Source organism: Streptococcus sp. Z554 (genome assembly GCF_053010305.1).
Window position 1 is genome coordinate 238,730 of the sequence record NZ_JBRKNV010000002.1, and the last position, 19,806, is coordinate 258,535.

The following is a 19,806-nucleotide window of genomic DNA, read 5'->3' on the forward strand; positions in this document are numbered from 1 at the left end:
ACTTATGTTAGATATCAAACGAATTCGTACAGATTTTGAAGCTGTCGCTGAAAAATTGGCTACTCGAGGTGTAGATGCTGCTGTCTTGAACGAGATGAAAGAAATCGATGCTAAACGTCGTGACATCTTGGTTAAGGTTGAAACCCTTAAGGCTGAGCGTAACACGGTTTCTGCTGAAATTGCTCAAGCTAAGCGCAACAAGGAAAATGCAGACGACAAGATTGCTGCTATGCAAACCCTATCTGCTGAAGTCAAAGCACTAGATACAAAATTAGCGGAAATCGATGCCAAATTGACAGAATTTACTACGACTCTTCCAAACATTCCAGCTGACAGTGTTCCTATTGGAGCAGACGAAGACGATAACGTAGAAGTCCGCCGTTGGGGAACTCCTCGTGAGTTTGACTTTGAACCAAAAGCCCACTGGGATCTTGGTGAAGACCTCGGTATCCTTGATTGGGAACGCGGGTCTAAAGTCACTGGTGCCCGCTTCCTCTTCTATAAAGGCCTCGGAGCTCGCTTGGAACGTGCCATCTACAACTTTATGCTAGATGAGCATGGTAAAGAAGGTTATACAGAAGTCATCCCCCCTTACATGGTGAATCATGATTCCATGTTTGGTACCGGACAATATCCAAAATTCAAGGAAGATACTTTTGAACTCAGCGACACTAACTATGTCTTGATTCCAACCGCTGAAGTACCTCTAACGAACTACTACCGCGATGAAATCATCGATGGGAAGGATCTTCCAATCTACTTTACTGCTATGAGCCCATCTTTCCGTTCAGAAGCTGGTTCTGCTGGTCGTGATACTCGTGGCTTGATCCGTTTACACCAATTCCACAAGGTCGAAATGGTGAAATTTGCTAAACCAGAAGAGTCATATGAAGAATTGGAGAAAATGACAGCCAACGCTGAAAACATTCTTCAAAAACTGAACTTGCCATACCGTGTCGTGGCTCTTTCTACAGGGGATATGGGCTTCTCAGCTGCTAAGACTTATGACTTGGAAGTATGGATTCCAGCGCAAAACACCTACCGTGAAATCTCAAGCTGTTCAAATACAGAAGACTTCCAAGCACGTCGTGCGCAAATCCGTTACCGTGATGAAGCCGATGGCAAAGTGAAACTTCTTCACACCTTGAATGGTTCTGGACTTGCTGTTGGACGTACCGTCGCTGCTATTCTTGAAAACTATCAAAATGCAGATGGTTCTGTGACCATTCCAGAAGTGCTTCGTCCATACATGGGTGGAGCTGAGGTCATCAAACCATAATATTTTCAGATAAAAAAAGAGGCTGGGACAAAAGTCCTAGCCTCTCATTTGTCTTTGGATTGTCGAGCAAGACGCAGTGGTTGAGTGACCTCTACTACGCTGATTTCATCAGCTTTTACAGCCCTACTCAACTGTGCGGAGGTGGGACGACGAAATCGAATTCTTACGAATTACCGATTTCTGTCCCACTCTCGTTTTTATTTATTTCTTAGTAACCACCCATCATTGATGGATCCATAGCTGGAGCTGGTGCTACAGGTTCTGGTTTATTGGCTACAACGGCTTCTGTTGTTAAGATCAGGCTTGCTACTGAAGCTGCGTTTTGAAGGGCTGAACGGCTAACCTTAACAGGATCGATAATACCTGCTTCAATCATGTTCACCCATTCACCTGTCGCAGCGTTAAAGCCTGTACCAAGTTCTGCATTTTTCAATCGATCGATAACGATTGAGCCTTCATAACCTGCATTGTAGGCAATCTGGCGAACTGGCTCTTCCAATGCACGAAGAACAATATTGCGTCCTGTTGCTTCATCACCTGTCAATTCTAAAGCTTCAACGGCTGAGATGACATTAACAAGGGCAGTACCACCACCTGCAACGATACCTTCTTCAACGGCTGCACGAGTAGCGTTAAGGGCATCTTCGATGCGGAGTTTCATTTCTTTCAATTCAGTTTCAGTTGCAGCACCGACCTTGATAACCGCTACTCCACCTGATAGTTTAGCCAAGCGTTCTTGGAGTTTTTCACGGTCGAATTCTGAAGTTGTTGTTTCGATTTGAGACTTGATGACAGCTACACGGTTAGCAATGGCTTCAGGATTTCCTGCACCTTCTACAATAACTGTGCTATCTTTATCTACAGACACTTTAGCTGCTTGCCCTAAAGCTTCTATGGTAGCATCTTTTAACTCAAGACCAAGGTCTTCAGTGATAACAGTTCCACCTGTCAAGATGGCGATATCTTCTAGCATAGCTTTACGACGATCACCGAAACCAGGAGCCTTAACAGCAACTACGTTGAAAGTCCCACGAATCTTATTCAAGACAAGGGTTGGCAGAGCTTCACCATCAACATCATCTGCAATAATCAAGAGCGGACGATTGCTTTGGAGAATGCTTTCTAGAAGTGGCAAGATTTCTTGGATATTGGAAATCTTCTTGTCGGTAATCAAGATGTATGGATTTTCAAGGTCTGCAACCATTTTTTCATTGTCAGTGACCATGTACTGCGATAGATAACCACGGTCAAATTGCATTCCTTCTACGACTTCAAGCTCTGTTTCCATACCACGTGATTCTTCAATAGTGATAACACCATCTTTACCAACTTTTTCCATGGCTTCAGAGATGTACTCACCTACTTTTTCAGAACGAGAGGATACAGCAGCAACCTGCGCGATAGCTTCTTTGTTGGCAACAGGAATGGCATTGTTCTTCAAGGCTTCAACAGCTGCAGCAACCGCAGCTTCAATCCCACGACGAATACCAATTGGATTTGCACCGGCAGTTACGTTTTTGATTCCTTCACGAACGATAGCCTGAGTCAAGACTGTTGCAGTAGTTGTCCCGTCACCAGCGATATCATTAGTCTTAGAAGCTACTTCTGATACCAATTTGGCACCCATATTTTCAAAATGGTCTTCCAATTCGATTTCTTTGGCGATTGTTACACCATCATTGGTAATCAATGGAGAACCAAATGATTTTTCAAGCACAACGTTACGACCTTTAGGTCCCAAGGTTACTTTAACAGTGTCTGCTAGGATATCAACACCACGGACCATAGCTGAACGAGCGTCTGATGAAAATTTAATGTCTTTTGCCATACTTACTTTCTCCTTCTATTCTTCAACGATTGCTAAGATACTAGCTTCACCTACGATGAGGTATTTTTCATCCCCATCTTTGACATCAATGCCTGCATGAACTTCCACTAAAACCTGATCTCCAACTTTTACACTTGGAGCAACTAGTTCACCAGTCAAGGTACGAACACCTTGTCCAGTAGCCACTACTGTAGCTGTTTTCGTTTCTTCTTGGGCTGATTTTGCGAGGACAAATCCCCCAACAGTTTGTTCTTTTTCTTCAATTTTTAAGACCACACGGTCACCTAATGGTTTCAACATTTGTCTTCCTCCATAATACAATTATATTATTAGCACTCTTTGATTATGAGTGCTAAACTATAGTTCTATTGTATCACTTGGTCAAAAATAGTCAAGAAAAAAGTCTGATTTATAGCATAAAAAAGAGAGTGGGACAGAAATCGGTCATTCGTTAGAATTCGATTTCGTCGTCCCACCTCCGCACAGTTGAGTAGGACTGTAAAAGCTGATGAAATCAGCGTAGTAAAGGCCACTCAACCACTGCGTCTTGCTCGACAATCCAAAGACAATTGAGAGGCTAGGACTTTTGTCCCAGCCTCCTATCATTTTATACTCAATAAAAATCAAAGAGCAAACTAGGAAGCTAGCTGCAGACTGTACTTGAGTACGGCAAGGCGAAGCTGACGCGGTTTGAATTTGATTTTCGAAGAGTATTAGAAGGGAAGTTCCTCCTCTTCCAAGACCAGATCTGCTAAGTCTTGGCCTGCATTATTTTCACGCATGGCACGTTGGGCACGACTTTCTAAAAGCTGGAAGCCTGTAGCAAGAACTTCGGTCACATAGTTGGTCTGACCATTCTTCTCGAACTTACGGGTACGAAGCTCCCCGTCTACAGAAATGAGACTACCTTTGCTTGCATAGCTAGCCAAAGTTTCAGCAAGTTTTCCCCAAACAACAATATTGATGAAGTCAGCTTCTCGTTCCCCATTTTGGTCCTTGAAACGACGGTTAATAGCAATAGTCGCACGAGCCACTGACTTGTCATTGTTGGTTTTGTGCAATTCTGGTGTAGACGTTAAACGTCCAATCATAATAACTTTATTATACATTTTTCATCCTCCTACTTATCTATTCGAAGGAAAAGAAAAAAAGTTACAAAATTTGTAACTTTTTTAAAAATAATATTAATCTCTATGAATCATAAATCCAGTTGCTTGTTGATTGGCCATAATGGTCATATCTGTGATTTGCACACGACGTGGTTGACTGGTCACATAAACTACAGTATCAGCGATATCTTGCGCCTGCAAAGCTTCGAGTCCCTGATAGACCGTCGCCGCCCGTGCCTCATCTCCATGGAAACGGACTTTTGAAAAATCAGTCTCTACAATTCCTGGCTGAATAGTGGTCACTTTGATATCTGTCGCAATGGTGTCAATCCGAATCCCATCTGAAAAGGTTTTGACTGCAGCCTTGGTTGCTGAATAGACCGCTGCACCAGCATATGCGTAAATCCCTGCAGTAGAACCCATATTGATAATATGCCCTTGATTAGCTGCTACCATGGAAGGCAAGAGGCAACGCGTAACCGCCATTAATCCCTTGACATTGGTATCCAGCATAGTCAACATATCCAACTCTTCATAATTTTGATAAGGAGCTAGACCCAAAGCAAGTCCAGCGTTATTGACTAAGATATCAACCTGACCTACTGTCTCTAAAATTTCTGAGCAAACAGTCTTTACCATGCTCATATCTGTGACATCTAACGGGAAGGTCCAGACTTTTTGATTTGGAAAAGCTTCTGAAAACTCATTTTTTAGGGCTTCAAGTCTTTCTGTTCGACGCCCTGTAAGAACGATATTCTCACCTTCTTTTAGATAAGCACGCGCAATGGCTTCACCAATCCCTGATGTTGCACCTGTGATGACTACATTTTTCGCCATATCATTTCCTTCCATCTAGTACGACAGATACTTGCAATTTCTAAGCAGTCCAGTGCTTAGCTGGGTCAAAGGGTGTTCCAACTACCTGGTCGTCTGACAATTCAATGACACCACGTTTTTGGGGAGCATTTGGCAAGGCAAGTTCATGAGGACTACACATCATACCAAAACTCTTTTCCCCACGAAGTTCCCCTGGGAAAATGAGATTGCCTTTTGGCATCATGGCTCCAGGAAGAGCAACAATGGTTTTCAAACCGACACGTGCATTGGGAGCACCAGCAACGATTTGTACTGTTTTATCACTCGCAACTGCCACTTGACAGATATTGAGGTGGTCACTATCTGGATGTGCAACCATTTCTACAATCTCACCAACCACAAATTTGGGTTCCTTGTCATTGATGATTTCTTCAGTAAATCCTTGAGCCTGCAATTCTTGATTCAAACGTGCTACTTGCTCGTCAGTTAAAAAGACTTGCCCGCGATTCTCAATCTCAAATAAGCTAGAAACTTCAAAAATGTTCCAAGCAACAGTTTCACCAGTCTCTTTTAGAAAAACTCGCGCTACATTTCCTTTACGTTCTACATCTAGTTTGGCATCGCCACTGTTTTTCACGATGATCATAAGAACATCGCCGACATGTTCTTTATTATATGTAAAAATCATTTTTTCTCCTATTTCAGTTCTGCTAAAAAGTCATTGATTTGCCCCTTGGTTTTACGGTCACGATTGACAAAACGTCCAATCTCCTTGTCCTTATCTAAAACAACAAGACTTGGAATCCCGTATACATCCCAAAGTTTAGCAAGTTCCATGTACTCATCTCGGTCTACCCGTATAAAGGTAAATTCTGGATTTGCCTCTTCAATCTCTGGCAAGGCAGGATAGATATAACGGCAGTCGCCACACCAATCCGCAACAAAAAGGAAGACCTTCTTGCCATCCTGCTCTACTAGATTTGCTAATTCTTCTATATTTTTAGGAGAAATCATAAGACTTCCTCCTCGTAGATGAGATCTTCATCTTCATAGATAAAGGTATAGTGACGACCATCTTCAAAAATGACACCACCAACAAGACGTTCTAGACTACTTTCGTATACTTGGACATAGAGAGTCCCAATCTCACCCATTTCTGAGAAATAGTCACGCACAATAGCAGTTAACTCTTCCTGTGTCTTCATGAGTTTGTGATCATCAGCTACTTTCTTAGCACCAAAGGCAAGGGCTCCAAGCCCTGCCACGACTAAACCTGTTTTAATAATATTTTTCGTTTTCATGCTAACATTGTAACACAAAAAGGCTTAAGGAACAATGAAAAAGAGAGTGGGACAGAAATCGATAATTCGTTAGAATTCGATTTCGTCGTCCCACCTCCGCACAGTTGAGTAGGGCTGTAAAAGCTGATGCAATCAGTCTAGTAGAGCCCACTCAACCACTGCGTCTTGCTCGACAATCCAAAAACAATTGAGAGGCTAGGACTTTTGTCCCGGCCTCCTTTCTAATTTCTCAACATTAATAGTTTCTCTCACCAAACAAGCCTTCTGGTAAATCATGGAATCCCTTGCCCGCCTTAAAGTTTTCAAATTTTCCAAGTAAGAATTGGTAGGCATCCAATCGACTCTCGTAGCGAATCATGGCATCTTTAGCGCGCTCATCTTGATCTTCTTCATAGACCTTTTGACTTTCCTTGTGTGCCATATCGTTGATCATGATTTGGGTATTGACCCAAGATTCAAATTCTTTCATAAATTCTTGTTCGTAACTCATTGTTTCTCCTTATTCTATTCCCCGATAGTAGTCTGTATCAATCTCACGGTAGGGTTGAATATCCTGAACGTACTCCAAGACTCCTTGAAATTCTCCGTTCTCATCGTGTACTGCAGCGTAGGTTATGTGGACAAACTTCCCTCGCGACTCAGACTTGAACCACATCTCATATTTGTCCTTGACTCCTTCACGAAGACCTTTCATAATAGCCTTGACCTTGTCTAAGTACTTGGGCGGATGACAAAGTTCAACATTACGCCCGACTTGGGACGGTGTCCGTTTGAAAATCATTTCATCCGCTGGCGTATTGTCATTATAATACTGGAAAATATCGTCCTTATTGACAAAGGTAATCTCCATAGGTAGATGATTGAGGATGAGGTTTGCCTGTTCAACTGAAAGATAACCATTTCCAAAAGCTTGTTGGCTATTGCGGTCCAGTACTGCTTCCTTTTCCTTAGGTGTAAAGGTTATGGTAAACTGACCTTCTGGCGTATCAATCACTTGTCGGACTTGGCCGTCTACAGTTTCTGGCTGAGTTGGTTCTGCTGCACTTTTTTCCTCCACAAAGCTTTGACGTTCAGGAACCCATTTCTCAGACGGACGGATAATAGCATATCCATAGGCATCACTTTCCTCAGCAATCTGAATCCAGTCATCCTGGGTAAAAGATTCGAGCAAGATCATAAGGAGGATAGATTCTTCCTTAAAAATCATACTTTCAAACTCTGTCGCAAAGGTCTCAAAAGCTTCCTTTACAGTGGAAATCGGCACTTCCGGAAGCGACTTGGTTGCCGCTAAAGCTGTTTGAAAGAGTTCCCTAATCTGATCATCAACTCCCCACATGACTTTGGGAGGTGAATCATGTCCATAACGTTCCATGATAGGAAAAAAGAGCTCTTCCTTGCGCTGGTAGTGGATATCAAATTGACCAACAAGCCCCATCTGACGTACCAAGCCTTTGCGCATTTCTACCAGCATCTCCTCATCGTCCACAGATTCATAAGTCGAGAGCAATCTACGGACCCGAATCAAAGCAGCTCGGAGGGCTAAATTTTCATCCTTAAAGACACGCACAGGGTGACCAGGATGCTCGGTATCCTCAACTTCTACGCCTTTAACAGCATTTTTAAAGAGATTAGCATGCACATCACATAGCTCCATGACATCTTCAAAGGTAACGCCTGAGTCAGAGTTCATCAACTCATGCTCCATAAGAGAAATCTCGATAGCTGATACACCAGTAAAGGTCGCATCAAAGCGTTCCTGAACGGACTCTGGAGAGGCTCCATTATGCAATTCTAATAAAATATCCCGCAGGATATGAATACGTTCATCTGTCATTAGTCTAACCCAATCACTTCATAACCATTTGCTTCGAGCGTACGCACAATCTTATCCATAGGAGTTCCCTCAAGTTTCGAACCTTGTTTGAGTGATACTTTTCGCCCTACAGTATTACGCATCAAGGGATTTGCAAGAGGTTTAAAACCAAGCTCAACCAAAATATCTAAAACTTCTGGATGCTTGTCTACCACTTCCGCAACGGGAATTGATACATCGATTATATTGTCCATCATAACCTCCAATAAATTCTCACACTGATTGTTCTTTTTTTATTATACCACAAGGGGTTGGATAAAAAAACTAGCAGTACAAGACTACTAGTTTCTTTCTATTACTCTGCTTCGATGATTTCTGCTTCTTTTCGAATGGTTTCCACATCTCTTTGATACTGAATGTCACTATAATTGACTAGTTTTGATAATTCTTTTTGCAATCTTTCGCCCATGGGTTTCATAGTCGCATAGGTTAATCCCCCTGAAATGACCCCACCTAGAATAGGAATCGCTTTTCCCATTCCCTTTGCCAAGCCTCTCCTTGTAAGAGTGACCCCAAAAATTTTCATAACCTTTTTTAAAATAGGGTACCAGCCAGCCTTGGCTACTGCCTTCTGAGGTACTGTGGTCATTACATGCTTAGCGACTGTGGCACCACCAGACCGAAGCAAGGCACCCGCTCCGTTTACCCCAAGCATGACCCCTAGATAAAGTAGCAGTGTGTTTTTAGCTTCTTCACTCAAGTCATTTCGTGATGCCCAAAGATCATTGAATCCATAGATATATCCCAATTCTTGGGCTAATTTCAAGGAAAAAGCATAAAACTGAGCTACGTCCGTTGGAATAGTAAGCGCCATTAAAATACCACCAGGTAAACCTGCTAGAACAGAGGTACCACTTGCCAATAAAACATTATCCTTAATACAATTATCCGCGACTTTATCTAAAACATCCTGGGATAAGAGGGCTGTTGGTCCCTCTTCTAATAATCTAGGAATATCCTTTGAATCCAACATTTTGGAAAATTTATCTACTAAAAATTTTGACCGATCAACTTTGACAACAGGGAGTTTCACGACTTGTTGCAATACTTGTAAAGCTAAATCTTGTTTAGACATCTTGACGTTTCTCTTTTTCTTTCAATTTGAATTATATCTTATCACATTTGCCCAAGAAATGAAATTTTAAGAACTTATTTTTCTTACTGATCAGCCTTTAGGTGCAGAGCCCCTCCCTCTTCTAAGCAAAAAAGAGGGTTGCCCCTCTTTCTTATTTCTTATCCAGATTGCGTAACATCTCGTCAATCTTATTTCCATATTCGATGGATTCGTCTTTGACGAAGGTCAAGTCTGGAATTTTATACAATTTCAAATTGCGACCAAGCTCACGTTTGATAGTCCCAGTTGCTTTTTCAAGTCCAGTTTGAGCTTTTTGATTATCGGATGCAAGATTACTCAAAATAGTGTAGTAAACCTTGGCCATTGATAAATCACCCAACATCTGAACATCTGTAATGGTCACACCTTGGACACGGGGATCACGGACTTTCTTTTGTAAAATCTCATTGACTTCACGTTTGATTTCCATGCCCACACGATCCGTACGGAAATGATTTGCCATAGTTCTTCCTTTCTCTCAATTGAACCAAAAGCTAGGCCAGCAGACCTAGCTATTTTTAAACTTATTGAAATTCTTTTCAAATTGAAATAAAGTTCAATTTGAACTCATCCGCTTCTTTCGCTGTGGTGAAGGTTATGGAACTGCATTAGCAGTTTCATAACAGAGGATTTTTGAGACCCTAGGCTCAAAAATAAGCAATGAAACCATGGGTTTGCTTGCGTCCCTCACCACCTAAGAAAGGAGCAAAAATTTTAGCGTTTAATTTCTTCCATGACGTAGGCCTCAATCACATCATCCATCTTGATATCATTGTAGCCATCAATCATAAGACCACCTTCACGGCCGTTTGTAACTTCCTTGACGTCATCTTTATAGTGTTTCAAGCTCGCAAGTTCACCATCGTAGATAACGACACCATCACGAATAACACGGACTTTAGAGTCACGGGTAACTTTACCGCTAGTAACCATAAATCCACCGATTGTTCCCACTTTAGAGACTTTAAAGGTTTCACGGATAATCGCTTCACCGATCACTTTTTCTTCAAATTCTGGATCAAGCATACCCTTCATGGCTTCTTCCATCTCTTCAATAACCTTGTAGATAATGCTGTGGAGACGGATTTCTACATCGTCTGCTTCTGCTTGTTGACGAGCTTGTGGTGTAGGACGTACGTTGAAACCAATGATAAAGGCATTTGAAGCTTCGGCAAGAGTCACGTCAGATTCATTGATAGCACCGACTGCTGAGTGAACGATGGTAACTTTTACACCTTCCACGTCAATCTTTTGAAGTGATGCAGAAAGGGCTTCAACAGAACCTTGTACGTCGGCTTTGATGATGACGTTAACTGACTTGAGTTCACCAGCTTTAAGGGTATCAAAGAGATTTTCAAGGCTAACACGTTGTGTAGCTTGACGTTGCTTCATAAGAGCACGTTTGGCACGTTCTTCACCAGCTGCACGAGCAGATTTCTCATCTTCATAAACGGCAAAGTGATCACCCGCCATAGGCGCTTCGTTCAAACCTGTGATCGATACTGGTGTTGAAGGTCCTGCAACCTTAACACGACGTCCAAGGTCATTGGTCATAGCACGGACACGTCCGAAAGTATTACCAACAACGATTGGGTCTTGAACATTCAGAGTACCTTGTTGAACAAGGAGGGTCGCAACCGCACCTTTTCCTTTATCCAAACGAGCTTCAATAACGGTACCGATGGCACGGACTGTTGGGTCTGCTTTGAGTTCTTGGATTTCAGCTACAAGAAGAACCGTTTCCAAGAGCTCATCGATATTCTGGTTAAATTTGGCTGAGATTTCTACAAACTCAGAATCTCCACCCCAGGCAGTTGACATAACTCCGTGTTCAGCCAATTCACCGATTACACGTTCTGGGTTGGCACCTGGTTTATCAATCTTATTAATGGCAACGATAATTGGAACATTCGCTGCTTTTGAGTGGTTGATAGCTTCGATTGTCTGAGGCATAACACCATCATCTGCCGCTACGACCAAGATCGTAATATCGGTAACAGAGGCACCACGTGCACGCATAGAAGTAAAGGCCGCGTGTCCAGGTGTATCAAGGAAGGTAATCTTCTTCCCATTTTCCTCAATCTGGTAAGCACCGATATGCTGAGTAATACCACCTGCTTCTCCTGTAGCGACACGAGAATTACGAAGGGTATCCAAAAGGGTTGTTTTACCATGGTCAACGTGTCCCATGATGGTTACAACTGGTGGACGTTCAACCAACTTGTCTTCATTCAGATATCCATCTTCTACGAAGAAACGTTCGATATCCGCATTGTCCACTTCAACCTTTTGTTTAGCTTCAATTCCGTAATCAACCATGAGGAGTTCGATTGTTTCTCCATCCAAAGATTGGTTTTGAGTGGCCATAACGCCCATCATAAATAGTTTCTTAACAATCTCAGCTGGTTCACGTTTGATACGTTTTGCGATTTCCGCAACGGTCATCCCATCTGTATATTCGAATTCTGTTGGCAATTCATGGAATTTACGCTCTGTAATCGGTTTTGGAGCCTGATTACGGTTATTTTGTTTATTGCCTTTTTTATTTTTCTTATTGTTATTCCAGTTACTATTTCTTTGATTTCTCACTTGATTCTGACTACTTCGATTCTTTTGTTGTTTTCTAGGACCATCTTCCTCGTGATCATAATCATCACGATCTTTGTCTGGTCGAGCTTGCTTTTTACGACGTGTATCCACTACAGCCTCTTTGGCTACAGGAGCTACTTCAACTACAGGCTGACTTTGTTCAGCTAGTTTGGCAGCTTCCTCAAAGATTTCCTCTGGCTCTTTACGTTTGTTAGCTTGAGCCATGGCTTCTTTGGCAACTTGAGACTGTTTGTAGCGTTCCTCGCTTGAGCGTGCGTACTCTGCATTTTGCTCTGCTTTCAGAGCTGCTGCACGAGCTTTGAAGTCAATACGAGGACCAGCTTGGTTGGAACGATTATCAGCTTGTTGGCGATAATCATTGCCACGATTCCCTTGACCTTGTGGTTTCTTCCCTTGGTCGTTAAAACGACGATTGTCACGGTTCCCTTGACCAGGTTTTCCACCATTACGGTTATCGTTCTTTTGACGGTTACCGTTTTGTTGTTGATCGCGGTTGTTGCCCTTGTTTTGTTTGCGTCGTTCTGCTTGCTCTTTTGCACGCGCCTCACGTTCCGCCTTAAAGTTTCGACTCTGTGGTCTTGCAGCTACAACTTTTTCTTCCTTTGGAGTTGCTGGCGTAGCTGGTTTACTTTCCACCTTCGCTTTACTTGCTTTTGGTGCTGCAGGCTTTGATTCTGTTTTCGGAGTAGCAGGTTTAAAGCTAGCTACGATTTTTTCAGCAGCAGCAGCCTCTACGCTTGATGCATGGCTTTTTACTTCCAAGCCCAACTCTTTTGCACGTGCTACAACTTCCTTACTTTCTTTTCCAAGTTCTTTTGCGATTTCGTACAATCTTTTCTTAGACAAATCATGTCCTCCTCTTCTATTCCATAAGAGACCTCATTTTCTTTGTAAATCCAGCATCTGTCACAGCCAAAACCTTTCTTGATTTTCCAACTGCTATGCTTAATTCCAGTGTTGAAAACACGGTAATAACTTCTACTTGATAATAGTCACTTTTATCATGAATCTTCTTGGTCAGGTTGGGAGCAGCATCATGGGCTAGAAATACCAGCTTTACTTTCTGGTCTTGGATGGCCTTGACCACCATTTCCTCACCCGAGATAATTTTCCCTGCTCGTTGAGCAAGTCCCAAGAGATTACTTATCTTTTGCTTATTCAAGTCCTAACTCTCTTCTTTTTACTTTGTGATCAACATATGCGATCAGCTCGTCATAAAAGCTTTCTTCAACTTCCATGTTAAAGCTACGGTTAAAGACTTTTTTCTTTTTGGCCTCTAGGGCTTCTGCATTGTCTAGCTTGATATAAGCGCCACGGCCATTAGCCTTGCCTGTCGGGTCGATAAAGACCTCACCTTCTTTGTTCTTGACAATACGGAGTAAATCTCGCTTATCAATCACTTCGTTAGAAACAACAGACTTGCGCAAAGGGATTTTTCTTGTTTTCATCTTTCCCTCCTCTAGCAGATCTTATTCTTCAGTCAATTCATCTGTTTCAGCGTAATCCACTTGACCTGCTTCTTCCATAGCTTCAAATTCACTTGCAGACTTGATGTCGATACGGTAACCAGTCAAATGTGCTGCCAAGCGAACATTTTGTCCACGACGACCGATCGCAAGAGATAGCTTGTTATCTGGAACAACCACCAAGGCACGTTTGCTGTCGTTTTCATCAAAGATAACCTGGTCAACTTCAGCAGGAGCAATGGCGTTATAGATAAACTCAGCTGGATCTGCTACCCACTCGATAACATCAATGTTTTCTTCTACAGGAACCATGCGGTCGCTCTTAGCATCGTAGCGAGCTGGATGGAACTTGCTAGTGATTTTCTTGATGTTTGCTCCACCACGTCCAACGATTGTTCCGATAGCATCCACGTTTGGATTGTGGCTACGAACCGCGACTTTAGTACGGTCACCTGCTTCACGAGCTACGCTCATGATTTCAACAGTTCCATCATATACTTCTGGAATCTCTTGTTCCATCAAACGTTTGATCATTTCTGGATGGCTACGGCTAACAAAGACGTTAACTCCACGAGGGTTGTCTTCAACTTTGTAAACATAGACTTCAATACGATCATGAGAAGCAAAAACTTCTCCAGGAATTTGGTCTTGTTTTGACAATTGGGCTTCGATGCTACCAAGGTTAACATAAATGAAGCGGTTGTCAAAACGCTCTACTGTACCTGACATGATTTCTTGTTCATGTTCTTTGTATGTATTGTAGGTAATAGCACGTGTTTGCTTGCGCATCTTTTCCATGATGGTTTGTTTAGCAGATTGGGCTGCTACACGACCAAACTCTCCTGGCGCTTCTTCAAACTTGATTTTGTCACCAAGTTCATAGGCTGAATTAATGGCAAGAGCATCTTTCAAGCTGATTTCCAAACGGCTATCAAACACTTCATCAACAACTTCACGGACAGTATAGACAGTAAAGTCACCTGTCTTTTCGTTGAAATCGATAGCTACACTGTCTGATTGACCATAGCGTCTGCGATAAGCAGAACGAAGTGACTCTACTACTGCGTCAATGATATCTTCTTTCTTGATTCCCTTGTCTTCTTCCAAAATGCGGAAGGCCTCTAGCATTTCTTTACTCATGTTTTTTTTACTTTTGAATTCTCAAAAGCTATCCTTTCTTTCTATAATTTTACTGCCAAACGTGCTTTTGATACCAAATTGTATGGAATTTGAACTGTTTTTTTACGAGTTTTGTCCATATATTCCATCGTCAACTCATCCTCTTCAAAGGACAATAAGGTTCCTTCAAAAACCTTTTGCTTGTCGATAGCTTGGTAAAGCCCGACATGGATATATTTCCCGACCGCTCCAGCGACTGCTTCCTTGGTTTTCAAAGGACGCTCCAATCCTGGACTGGTAATTTCTAGGAAATATTGTTCTGGGAAGGGATCCGGCTTGATAGTATCTAGGACAGGACTGATAATTTCAGTCAAGTCTGCTGTATCATTCAAGGTGATTCCTTCAGGCTTGTCTACAAAAATACTTAGAATCATGTCACTGCCAATCTTTCCGTACTCGATATCTACGAGTTCGAAAGGAGCTTCAATGATAGGTTCTACGACTTCTCTGACTAATTCAACGATCGTTGCGATTGCGTCCACCTCCTCATAAGCAAGAGGCGAAGATATCTCCCCGCCTCTCTTTCTTATATTCTTGCTATAAGTATACCACAAATCATTCCAGCCTGCAAGGATTTGACTTTATGATGATCGATAGAGGACTTTCCTATGAAGGCTTATGCATGGTCTTGTACTATAAAATTCATCTGCTTTTTTACTGAGACCTTTCGAATAATCCCAAGTCATATTTCCATGCTAAAATACGTCTTACAGACTCATCAATACGCTCTTCTGTCAAGTCCCCAGAAGAAACTTTCTTTAATAGATAAGGAATCTGAGTTTGGTAGGAAGAACCTAGGATTAGATCATTTCCAGCTAATATTACCTGGAGAGCAGCTTCATCCTGACTGACAAAATCGGCTAATCCTGCCATATCTAAATCATCCGTCATTATGACCCCTTTAAAATTCAGCTCCTTGCGAAGAATTTCGTTAATTTTTGGCGAGATAGATGACGGCACTGTATCAATTTTAGTCAGGATATTGTGAGAAACTAAAATACTATCCGCTCCTGCATCTATGCCAGCTTGAAAGGGTAGAAAATCTGCCTGTCTTAATTCATCCAGAGAACGGTTGTCTTGGATAATGTCGGTATGACTGTCTCCATTATCGCCATATCCTGGGAAATGCTTCAAGGTTGAGCCGACTTTACTCTTTTGAAGCTCTGCCACAACCTGCTTAACATAACTTGCAGTTGTTTGGGCATCTTGTCCGATGGTCCGATCGTAAATAAAGGCTGATGAATCCCTAGCAAGGTCCGCAACTGGAAAGAGTCCAGCATTGATACCAACAGATTTCAGCACCTCTACTTTTCTCTTAGTATCAGTAAGAACAGCCTCCATCCCCCCTTGATGATAAAGGGTCATAGGAGATTGGAAAGGGGTATCCAAAATCGAACTGATACGCGTTACTGTTCCTCCTTCTTCATCGGAACCAATCAATAAAGGAGTCTTTGAAGCAGCTTGGTAGCGACTTGTCAAAGTCTTCATATCCTCTAAGGTTTGTCCTTCAAAATCTCGCCCAAACAAGATATAGCCAGACAAATGATAGGATTGGAGATCTTCTATTTGATGATCAGCAGGAACTCTAGCCCAGAATAATTGCCCGACTTTCTCCTCCAAGGTCATTTGGGCTAATTTATCTTCAACAACCTTTTCCTTATCTGTTTCACTGGTTTGAGTAGTTTTCTCAGTTTTTTCTACTTGCACATCTGCCTGTCGATGATGTTGATAATCCAAAAAAATCAAACCAACTATCACAAGGAGAAAGAAAAAATAGACTACAACAGGTTTTATGCTTCTTCTCATAGCCCCTTCATTATACCACTTATCAGGGCACAAGTACACACTTATCAAAATCCCAAATCTATTAAAAACTCAAGGATTTAGTCCTATCGAAGACAGAACTAAATCCTTGAGTTACATGTTTATATTCCATTTGAGTGAACGATAGTTTTTCACTAACAAGTCTTCACATTAAAACTGAGCTTCAACTCTATAAATGACTTGACCCTTACTTGAGAACTTTTGTTCATACTCAGTCATGACATTTCCTTCAAAGTCGCTGGCATGTAAATCTAACCAAACACCATTGAGTTTCATGCCATATTGTGAAAAGCTCACTAAGCTATATTCAAACAAGCCACGATTATCTGTCTTGAAATGAATTTCACCATGTTCAGGCAAGATTCGCTTGAAAGTATCCAAGAAGCTCTTATAAGTCAAACGACGCTTCTCATGGCGTTTTTTAGGCCATGGATCCGAGAAATTCAAATACAAGCGATCAATTTCACCATCTTCAAAATAATCAGTCAATTCTGAACCATCAACCCATAGAAGTTTGATGTTGGGAACTCCAACTTCTAAGACCTTGTCTAAGGCATAGCTTAATACAGACTTCTGAATATCAATCCCGATATAGTTGATGCCAGGATTTTGTTTGGCCATTCCTGTTACGAAAGCACCTTTGCCACTACCAACCTCTACATGGATTGGATTGTCATTACCAAACAAATCTCGCCACTTTCCTTTAGCTTCTGCGGGATTTAAAACAACATACTGCGGATTAGCCTCTAACAGTTCTGTTGCACCTTTACGATTTCTAACTCTCATTTTTTCTTTCCATACTTATCTCGGAAGGTACGCAAAGCATAGATCTCCCGATTCACATTATCCAAATCTTGATTTTCATAGTATTTGGTAATGAGGCTCAAAAATGACAGTTGAGCATACCAATATAACTTATTCAAGACTGTTTGATTGTATTTGTAGCCATAATTAGTCAACCACTCTTGCCATTGATATTCTGGAATATAGTGACAAAGCAGATGGGCTACATCAAACATTCGATCAGTCAAGCGAACTGAATCCCAGTCTACTAGATAAATTAAGCCACTTTCAGTCTCAATCCAATTACTATGACGCACATCACCATGGACTATGGTTGCATAATCCTCCCTAAAATTAGGAAGATTCTCGCGCAAATCCCCTAAAACCATACGAAGATACTGGTTATTTTTTAGAGCATCTGGAGCCTTATTTACCCATGATTGAAGTAAATCCGAAGGTGTTTCCAAGGCATAACCCAGGCGTGTTAATTGAGTCATTAAGGGACGTGAACGGTGTAAACGTGTCAAAATATCGATAATTTGTTTACGGTTCATATCACTTGGCGTCAAAATTTTTCCTGTCAACCATTCCTGAGCACACATATCACGGCCATCTGGTAATCGACGGATCCAGAGCAATTGTGGCGCAATTTGCTCTCTCGCTAAACCAGGCAGGATTGGAGAAGTATTCATTTTTATAAAAACACGTTTTCCATCAGGATAACTTCCCATATAAGCTTTTCCGCTCTTCCCAGATATCGGGGTTAGCGTTAGCTCAATATCACCCAAGTCCATTTCTTTCCTCCGAATAAAGTTTCCTTATTATTCTACTAATTTTTATGCTATTCGTCAACCAATCTTCTCAGTTGATAAGGTACATAAAGAAATTGCAATACAAAGCCTGCTCCAACAAGAACAAAGACAAGGATTTTGTCCTTGAAAACAACCATTCCTATAAGACTTTCTAAGATCAGAACAAACAATCCAATCGCTCTTAAAATTTCCTTCAATCCTCGCTCTTTTTGCCCCTTTCCTACTGGAAATAATTGCGTCAAATATTGATAGTCAAAGGCATGATAAAGCGCTAATAGCTGGAATAATAATAGATAATTGAATAAAATTACAATTGCGACTGCAATCCAGGACTGCTCAATAAAGATGAGGGCTGATAAGGATAGGATGATAAGACGCAAGCTCAGAGCAAATAAATCTCCATTTCTCAGATAGGAACGGAGATAAAGATTCTGCCAGATTTTTCCTGGTACTTTCTGAACTCCCTTGAGGATAAAGTCCAGATAAGCTCGGCGCTTAACACTATTTGAAATCCCCTTGACCTGTGTAAAGAGGGCAAAGAATCGAAGCAAGAACTGCTTACGTTTACTTTCTTGAGCAATAATAGAATCCCAATCAAGTCCATTTTCAACAAAAAATTTACTGGATTTTTGACGAAAAATCACATATTTTACAAGCCCTAAGATAAAGAGATAGACTCCAAAAATCGGTAGACCTAAGCCCATGGCTAAGAACAAGGGAGCAATCAATAACAAGAACATCGTTTGAACACTAAGCCAAAAGATGAACGATAGGAGAGATTGCTTTTTGATATGGTCTTTTACCTTCTCCTCAGCCACCAAGAGGAAGAGTTTGTCAGGAGCTTCTAGATAGGTCGCAATACCACCCCAAAACAAGAGCAAAACAGATACAATTCCAATTAAAAATAAGATTGGTAAATAATTTTCAGGAAAATGTTGCAGTAGTTGGTTGTATTGATAAGCCAAAAATCCTAGTAAAACCAACAAAAACAAGACAAAATGATCATTGAGCACATAACGGAGATAGCCCAAGCATTCCTTGCGAAATTCCTGCTTTCGTTTTAAAAACAAGTCCTTCATAGCTCCTCCTCTTTGGTCAGAGCCAAATAGATATCATTGAGGCTTGCTTCTGGCATATCAAAGGCTTCTCGGAGTTGTTGGAGATTTCCTTTGGCTCTTACTTGACCTTTGTGAAGAATGACAAAAGAGTCACACATCTTTTCAGCAGAATCAAGAACGTGGGTACTCATAAGGATAGACTTCTCTTTTTTCTTTTCCGCTTCTAGAAGTTGAATCAAATCTGAAATCGCCAAAGGATCAAGACCAAGGAAAGGTTCGTCTACGATAAAGAGACTAGGATCCACGACAAAGGCACAGATAATCATAACCTTTTGCTTCATCCCTTTTGAAAAATGAACCGGGAACCAATCCAGTTTCTGATCCAAACGAAACATTTTTAAAAGGGGTTCCACACGTTCAAAAGCGATATTCTGTTCAACACCATAAGCCATAGCGACTGTCTCGATATGTTCTCTGAGAGTCAGCTCCTCATACAAGCTAGGAGTTTCAGGAATATAGCCAATCTTCTTGCGATAGCTCGTAGCATCCTCTCCTAGAGTTAAACCATCAATTTTAATCTCACCACTGTAGGGTGTTAAGAGACCGATAATCTCATTGATCGTTGTTGATTTACCTGCACCATTCAAGCCAATCAAGCCAACCAACTGACCACTCTCTACTGTAAAAGATACATCCTTCAAGACAGGTACGTGAACATAGCCCCCTGTCAGGTTTTTAATTTCTAACATATTTT

At 41.5% G+C, this 19,806-nt stretch carries 23 protein-coding genes; 1 reads left to right on the plus strand and 22 read right to left on the minus strand.

The annotated features are described in order from the left end of the window. Positions 1-4 precede the first annotated feature (4 nt). Positions 5-1,279 carry a serine--tRNA ligase gene (serS, locus tag ACVC7R_RS03560; RefSeq protein WP_447263569.1) on the plus strand — a complete coding sequence of 425 codons (1,275 nt, stop codon included), beginning with the start codon at positions 5-7 and terminating at the stop codon, positions 1,277-1,279. Positions 1,280-1,487: 208 nt separating this feature from the next. On the opposite strand, the gene groL is transcribed toward serS, so the two are convergent. The 22 genes from groL to ACVC7R_RS03670 all read right to left on the minus strand — a co-directional run bounded on the left by groL (position 1,488) and on the right by ACVC7R_RS03670 (position 19,801). Then, positions 1,488-3,107: a chaperonin GroEL gene (gene groL, locus ACVC7R_RS03565; protein ID WP_447263570.1), complete on the minus strand. Its 1,620-nt coding sequence runs from the start codon at positions 3,105-3,107 to the stop codon at positions 1,488-1,490. A gap of 15 nt (positions 3,108-3,122) precedes the next feature. Beyond that, positions 3,123-3,407: a co-chaperone GroES gene (gene groES, locus ACVC7R_RS03570; protein ID WP_447263571.1), complete on the minus strand. Its 285-nt coding sequence runs from the start codon at positions 3,405-3,407 to the stop codon at positions 3,123-3,125. Between the two features lie 413 nt (positions 3,408-3,820). Beyond that, positions 3,821-4,216 carry a single-stranded DNA-binding protein gene (locus ACVC7R_RS03575; protein WP_075566369.1) on the minus strand — a complete coding sequence of 132 codons (396 nt, stop codon included), beginning with the start codon at positions 4,214-4,216 and terminating at the stop codon, positions 3,821-3,823. A gap of 75 nt (positions 4,217-4,291) precedes the next feature. Then, positions 4,292-5,053, minus strand: a complete 762-nt coding sequence (locus tag ACVC7R_RS03580) for an SDR family NAD(P)-dependent oxidoreductase (protein WP_447263572.1) — start codon at positions 5,051-5,053, stop codon at positions 4,292-4,294. Positions 5,054-5,093: 40 nt separating this feature from the next. After that, positions 5,094-5,720, minus strand: coding sequence for a YtpR family tRNA-binding protein (gene ytpR / locus ACVC7R_RS03585; RefSeq protein ID WP_447263573.1), 627 nt, complete (start codon positions 5,718-5,720; stop codon positions 5,094-5,096). Between the two features lie 8 nt (positions 5,721-5,728). Further along, entirely contained in the window at positions 5,729-6,046 is a 318-nt protein-coding gene (locus tag ACVC7R_RS03590) for a thioredoxin family protein (protein ID WP_447263574.1), read from the minus strand. Next, on the minus strand, positions 6,043-6,333 hold the full coding sequence (locus ACVC7R_RS03595; RefSeq protein ID WP_447263575.1) for a DUF4651 domain-containing protein: 291 nt from the start codon (positions 6,331-6,333) through the stop codon (positions 6,043-6,045). The genes ACVC7R_RS03590 and ACVC7R_RS03595 overlap by 4 nt, the downstream gene beginning before the upstream one ends. Positions 6,334-6,568: 235 nt before the next feature. Further along, the gene (locus ACVC7R_RS03600) at positions 6,569-6,823 is read right to left on the minus strand and encodes a DUF1912 family protein (protein ID WP_254736404.1); all 255 of its coding nucleotides are present in this window, start codon (positions 6,821-6,823) and stop codon (positions 6,569-6,571) included. Positions 6,824-6,832: 9 nt separating this feature from the next. Next, complete coding sequence (locus ACVC7R_RS03605) at positions 6,833-8,167, minus strand: DUF438 domain-containing protein (RefSeq protein WP_447263576.1); 1,335 nt, start codon at positions 8,165-8,167, stop codon at positions 6,833-6,835. Continuing rightward, positions 8,167-8,400, minus strand: coding sequence for a DUF1858 domain-containing protein (locus ACVC7R_RS03610; RefSeq protein ID WP_000368732.1), 234 nt, complete (start codon positions 8,398-8,400; stop codon positions 8,167-8,169). The genes ACVC7R_RS03605 and ACVC7R_RS03610 overlap by 1 nt, the downstream gene beginning before the upstream one ends. Positions 8,401-8,501: 101 nt before the next feature. Further along, on the minus strand, positions 8,502-9,281 hold the full coding sequence (locus tag ACVC7R_RS03615; protein WP_447263577.1) for a hypothetical protein: 780 nt from the start codon (positions 9,279-9,281) through the stop codon (positions 8,502-8,504). 151 nt (positions 9,282-9,432) lie between these two features. Continuing rightward, on the minus strand, positions 9,433-9,783 hold the full coding sequence (gene rbfA / locus ACVC7R_RS03620) for a 30S ribosome-binding factor RbfA (protein ID WP_447263578.1): 351 nt from the start codon (positions 9,781-9,783) through the stop codon (positions 9,433-9,435). A gap of 251 nt (positions 9,784-10,034) precedes the next feature. Continuing rightward, positions 10,035-12,776, minus strand: coding sequence for a translation initiation factor IF-2 (infB, locus tag ACVC7R_RS03625; protein ID WP_447263579.1), 2,742 nt, complete (start codon positions 12,774-12,776; stop codon positions 10,035-10,037). A gap of 16 nt (positions 12,777-12,792) precedes the next feature. Further along, positions 12,793-13,092: a YlxQ-related RNA-binding protein gene (locus ACVC7R_RS03630; RefSeq protein WP_447263580.1), complete on the minus strand. Its 300-nt coding sequence runs from the start codon at positions 13,090-13,092 to the stop codon at positions 12,793-12,795. Beyond that, the gene (gene rnpM, locus ACVC7R_RS03635) at positions 13,085-13,378 is read right to left on the minus strand and encodes an RNase P modulator RnpM (protein ID WP_006144965.1); all 294 of its coding nucleotides are present in this window, start codon (positions 13,376-13,378) and stop codon (positions 13,085-13,087) included. Before rnpM ends, ACVC7R_RS03630 begins: the two co-directional genes overlap by 8 nt. A 21-nt stretch (positions 13,379-13,399) precedes the next feature. Further along, the gene (gene nusA / locus ACVC7R_RS03640; RefSeq protein ID WP_006147911.1) at positions 13,400-14,536 is read right to left on the minus strand and encodes a transcription termination factor NusA; all 1,137 of its coding nucleotides are present in this window, start codon (positions 14,534-14,536) and stop codon (positions 13,400-13,402) included. 41 nt (positions 14,537-14,577) lie between these two features. Further along, on the minus strand, positions 14,578-15,057 hold the full coding sequence (rimP, locus tag ACVC7R_RS03645) for a ribosome maturation factor RimP (RefSeq protein WP_447263581.1): 480 nt from the start codon (positions 15,055-15,057) through the stop codon (positions 14,578-14,580). Positions 15,058-15,229: 172 nt separating this feature from the next. Continuing rightward, positions 15,230-16,381: a glycoside hydrolase family 3 protein gene (locus tag ACVC7R_RS03650; protein WP_447263582.1), complete on the minus strand. Its 1,152-nt coding sequence runs from the start codon at positions 16,379-16,381 to the stop codon at positions 15,230-15,232. A 168-nt stretch (positions 16,382-16,549) separates the two neighbouring features. After that, positions 16,550-17,185, minus strand: coding sequence for a tRNA (guanosine(46)-N7)-methyltransferase TrmB (gene trmB / locus ACVC7R_RS03655; protein ID WP_447263583.1), 636 nt, complete (start codon positions 17,183-17,185; stop codon positions 16,550-16,552). After that, a complete protein-coding gene (gene ccrZ, locus ACVC7R_RS03660) occupies positions 17,182-17,976 on the minus strand; it encodes a cell cycle regulator CcrZ (protein ID WP_447263584.1) in 795 nt (264 codons plus the stop codon). Before ccrZ ends, trmB begins: the two co-directional genes overlap by 4 nt. 47 nt (positions 17,977-18,023) lie before the next feature. Continuing rightward, the gene (locus tag ACVC7R_RS03665) at positions 18,024-19,073 is read right to left on the minus strand and encodes an ABC transporter permease (RefSeq protein WP_447263585.1); all 1,050 of its coding nucleotides are present in this window, start codon (positions 19,071-19,073) and stop codon (positions 18,024-18,026) included. Beyond that, on the minus strand, positions 19,070-19,801 hold the full coding sequence (locus ACVC7R_RS03670) for an ABC transporter ATP-binding protein (protein ID WP_447263586.1): 732 nt from the start codon (positions 19,799-19,801) through the stop codon (positions 19,070-19,072). The genes ACVC7R_RS03665 and ACVC7R_RS03670 overlap by 4 nt, the downstream gene beginning before the upstream one ends. Positions 19,802-19,806: the final 5 nt, after the last annotated feature.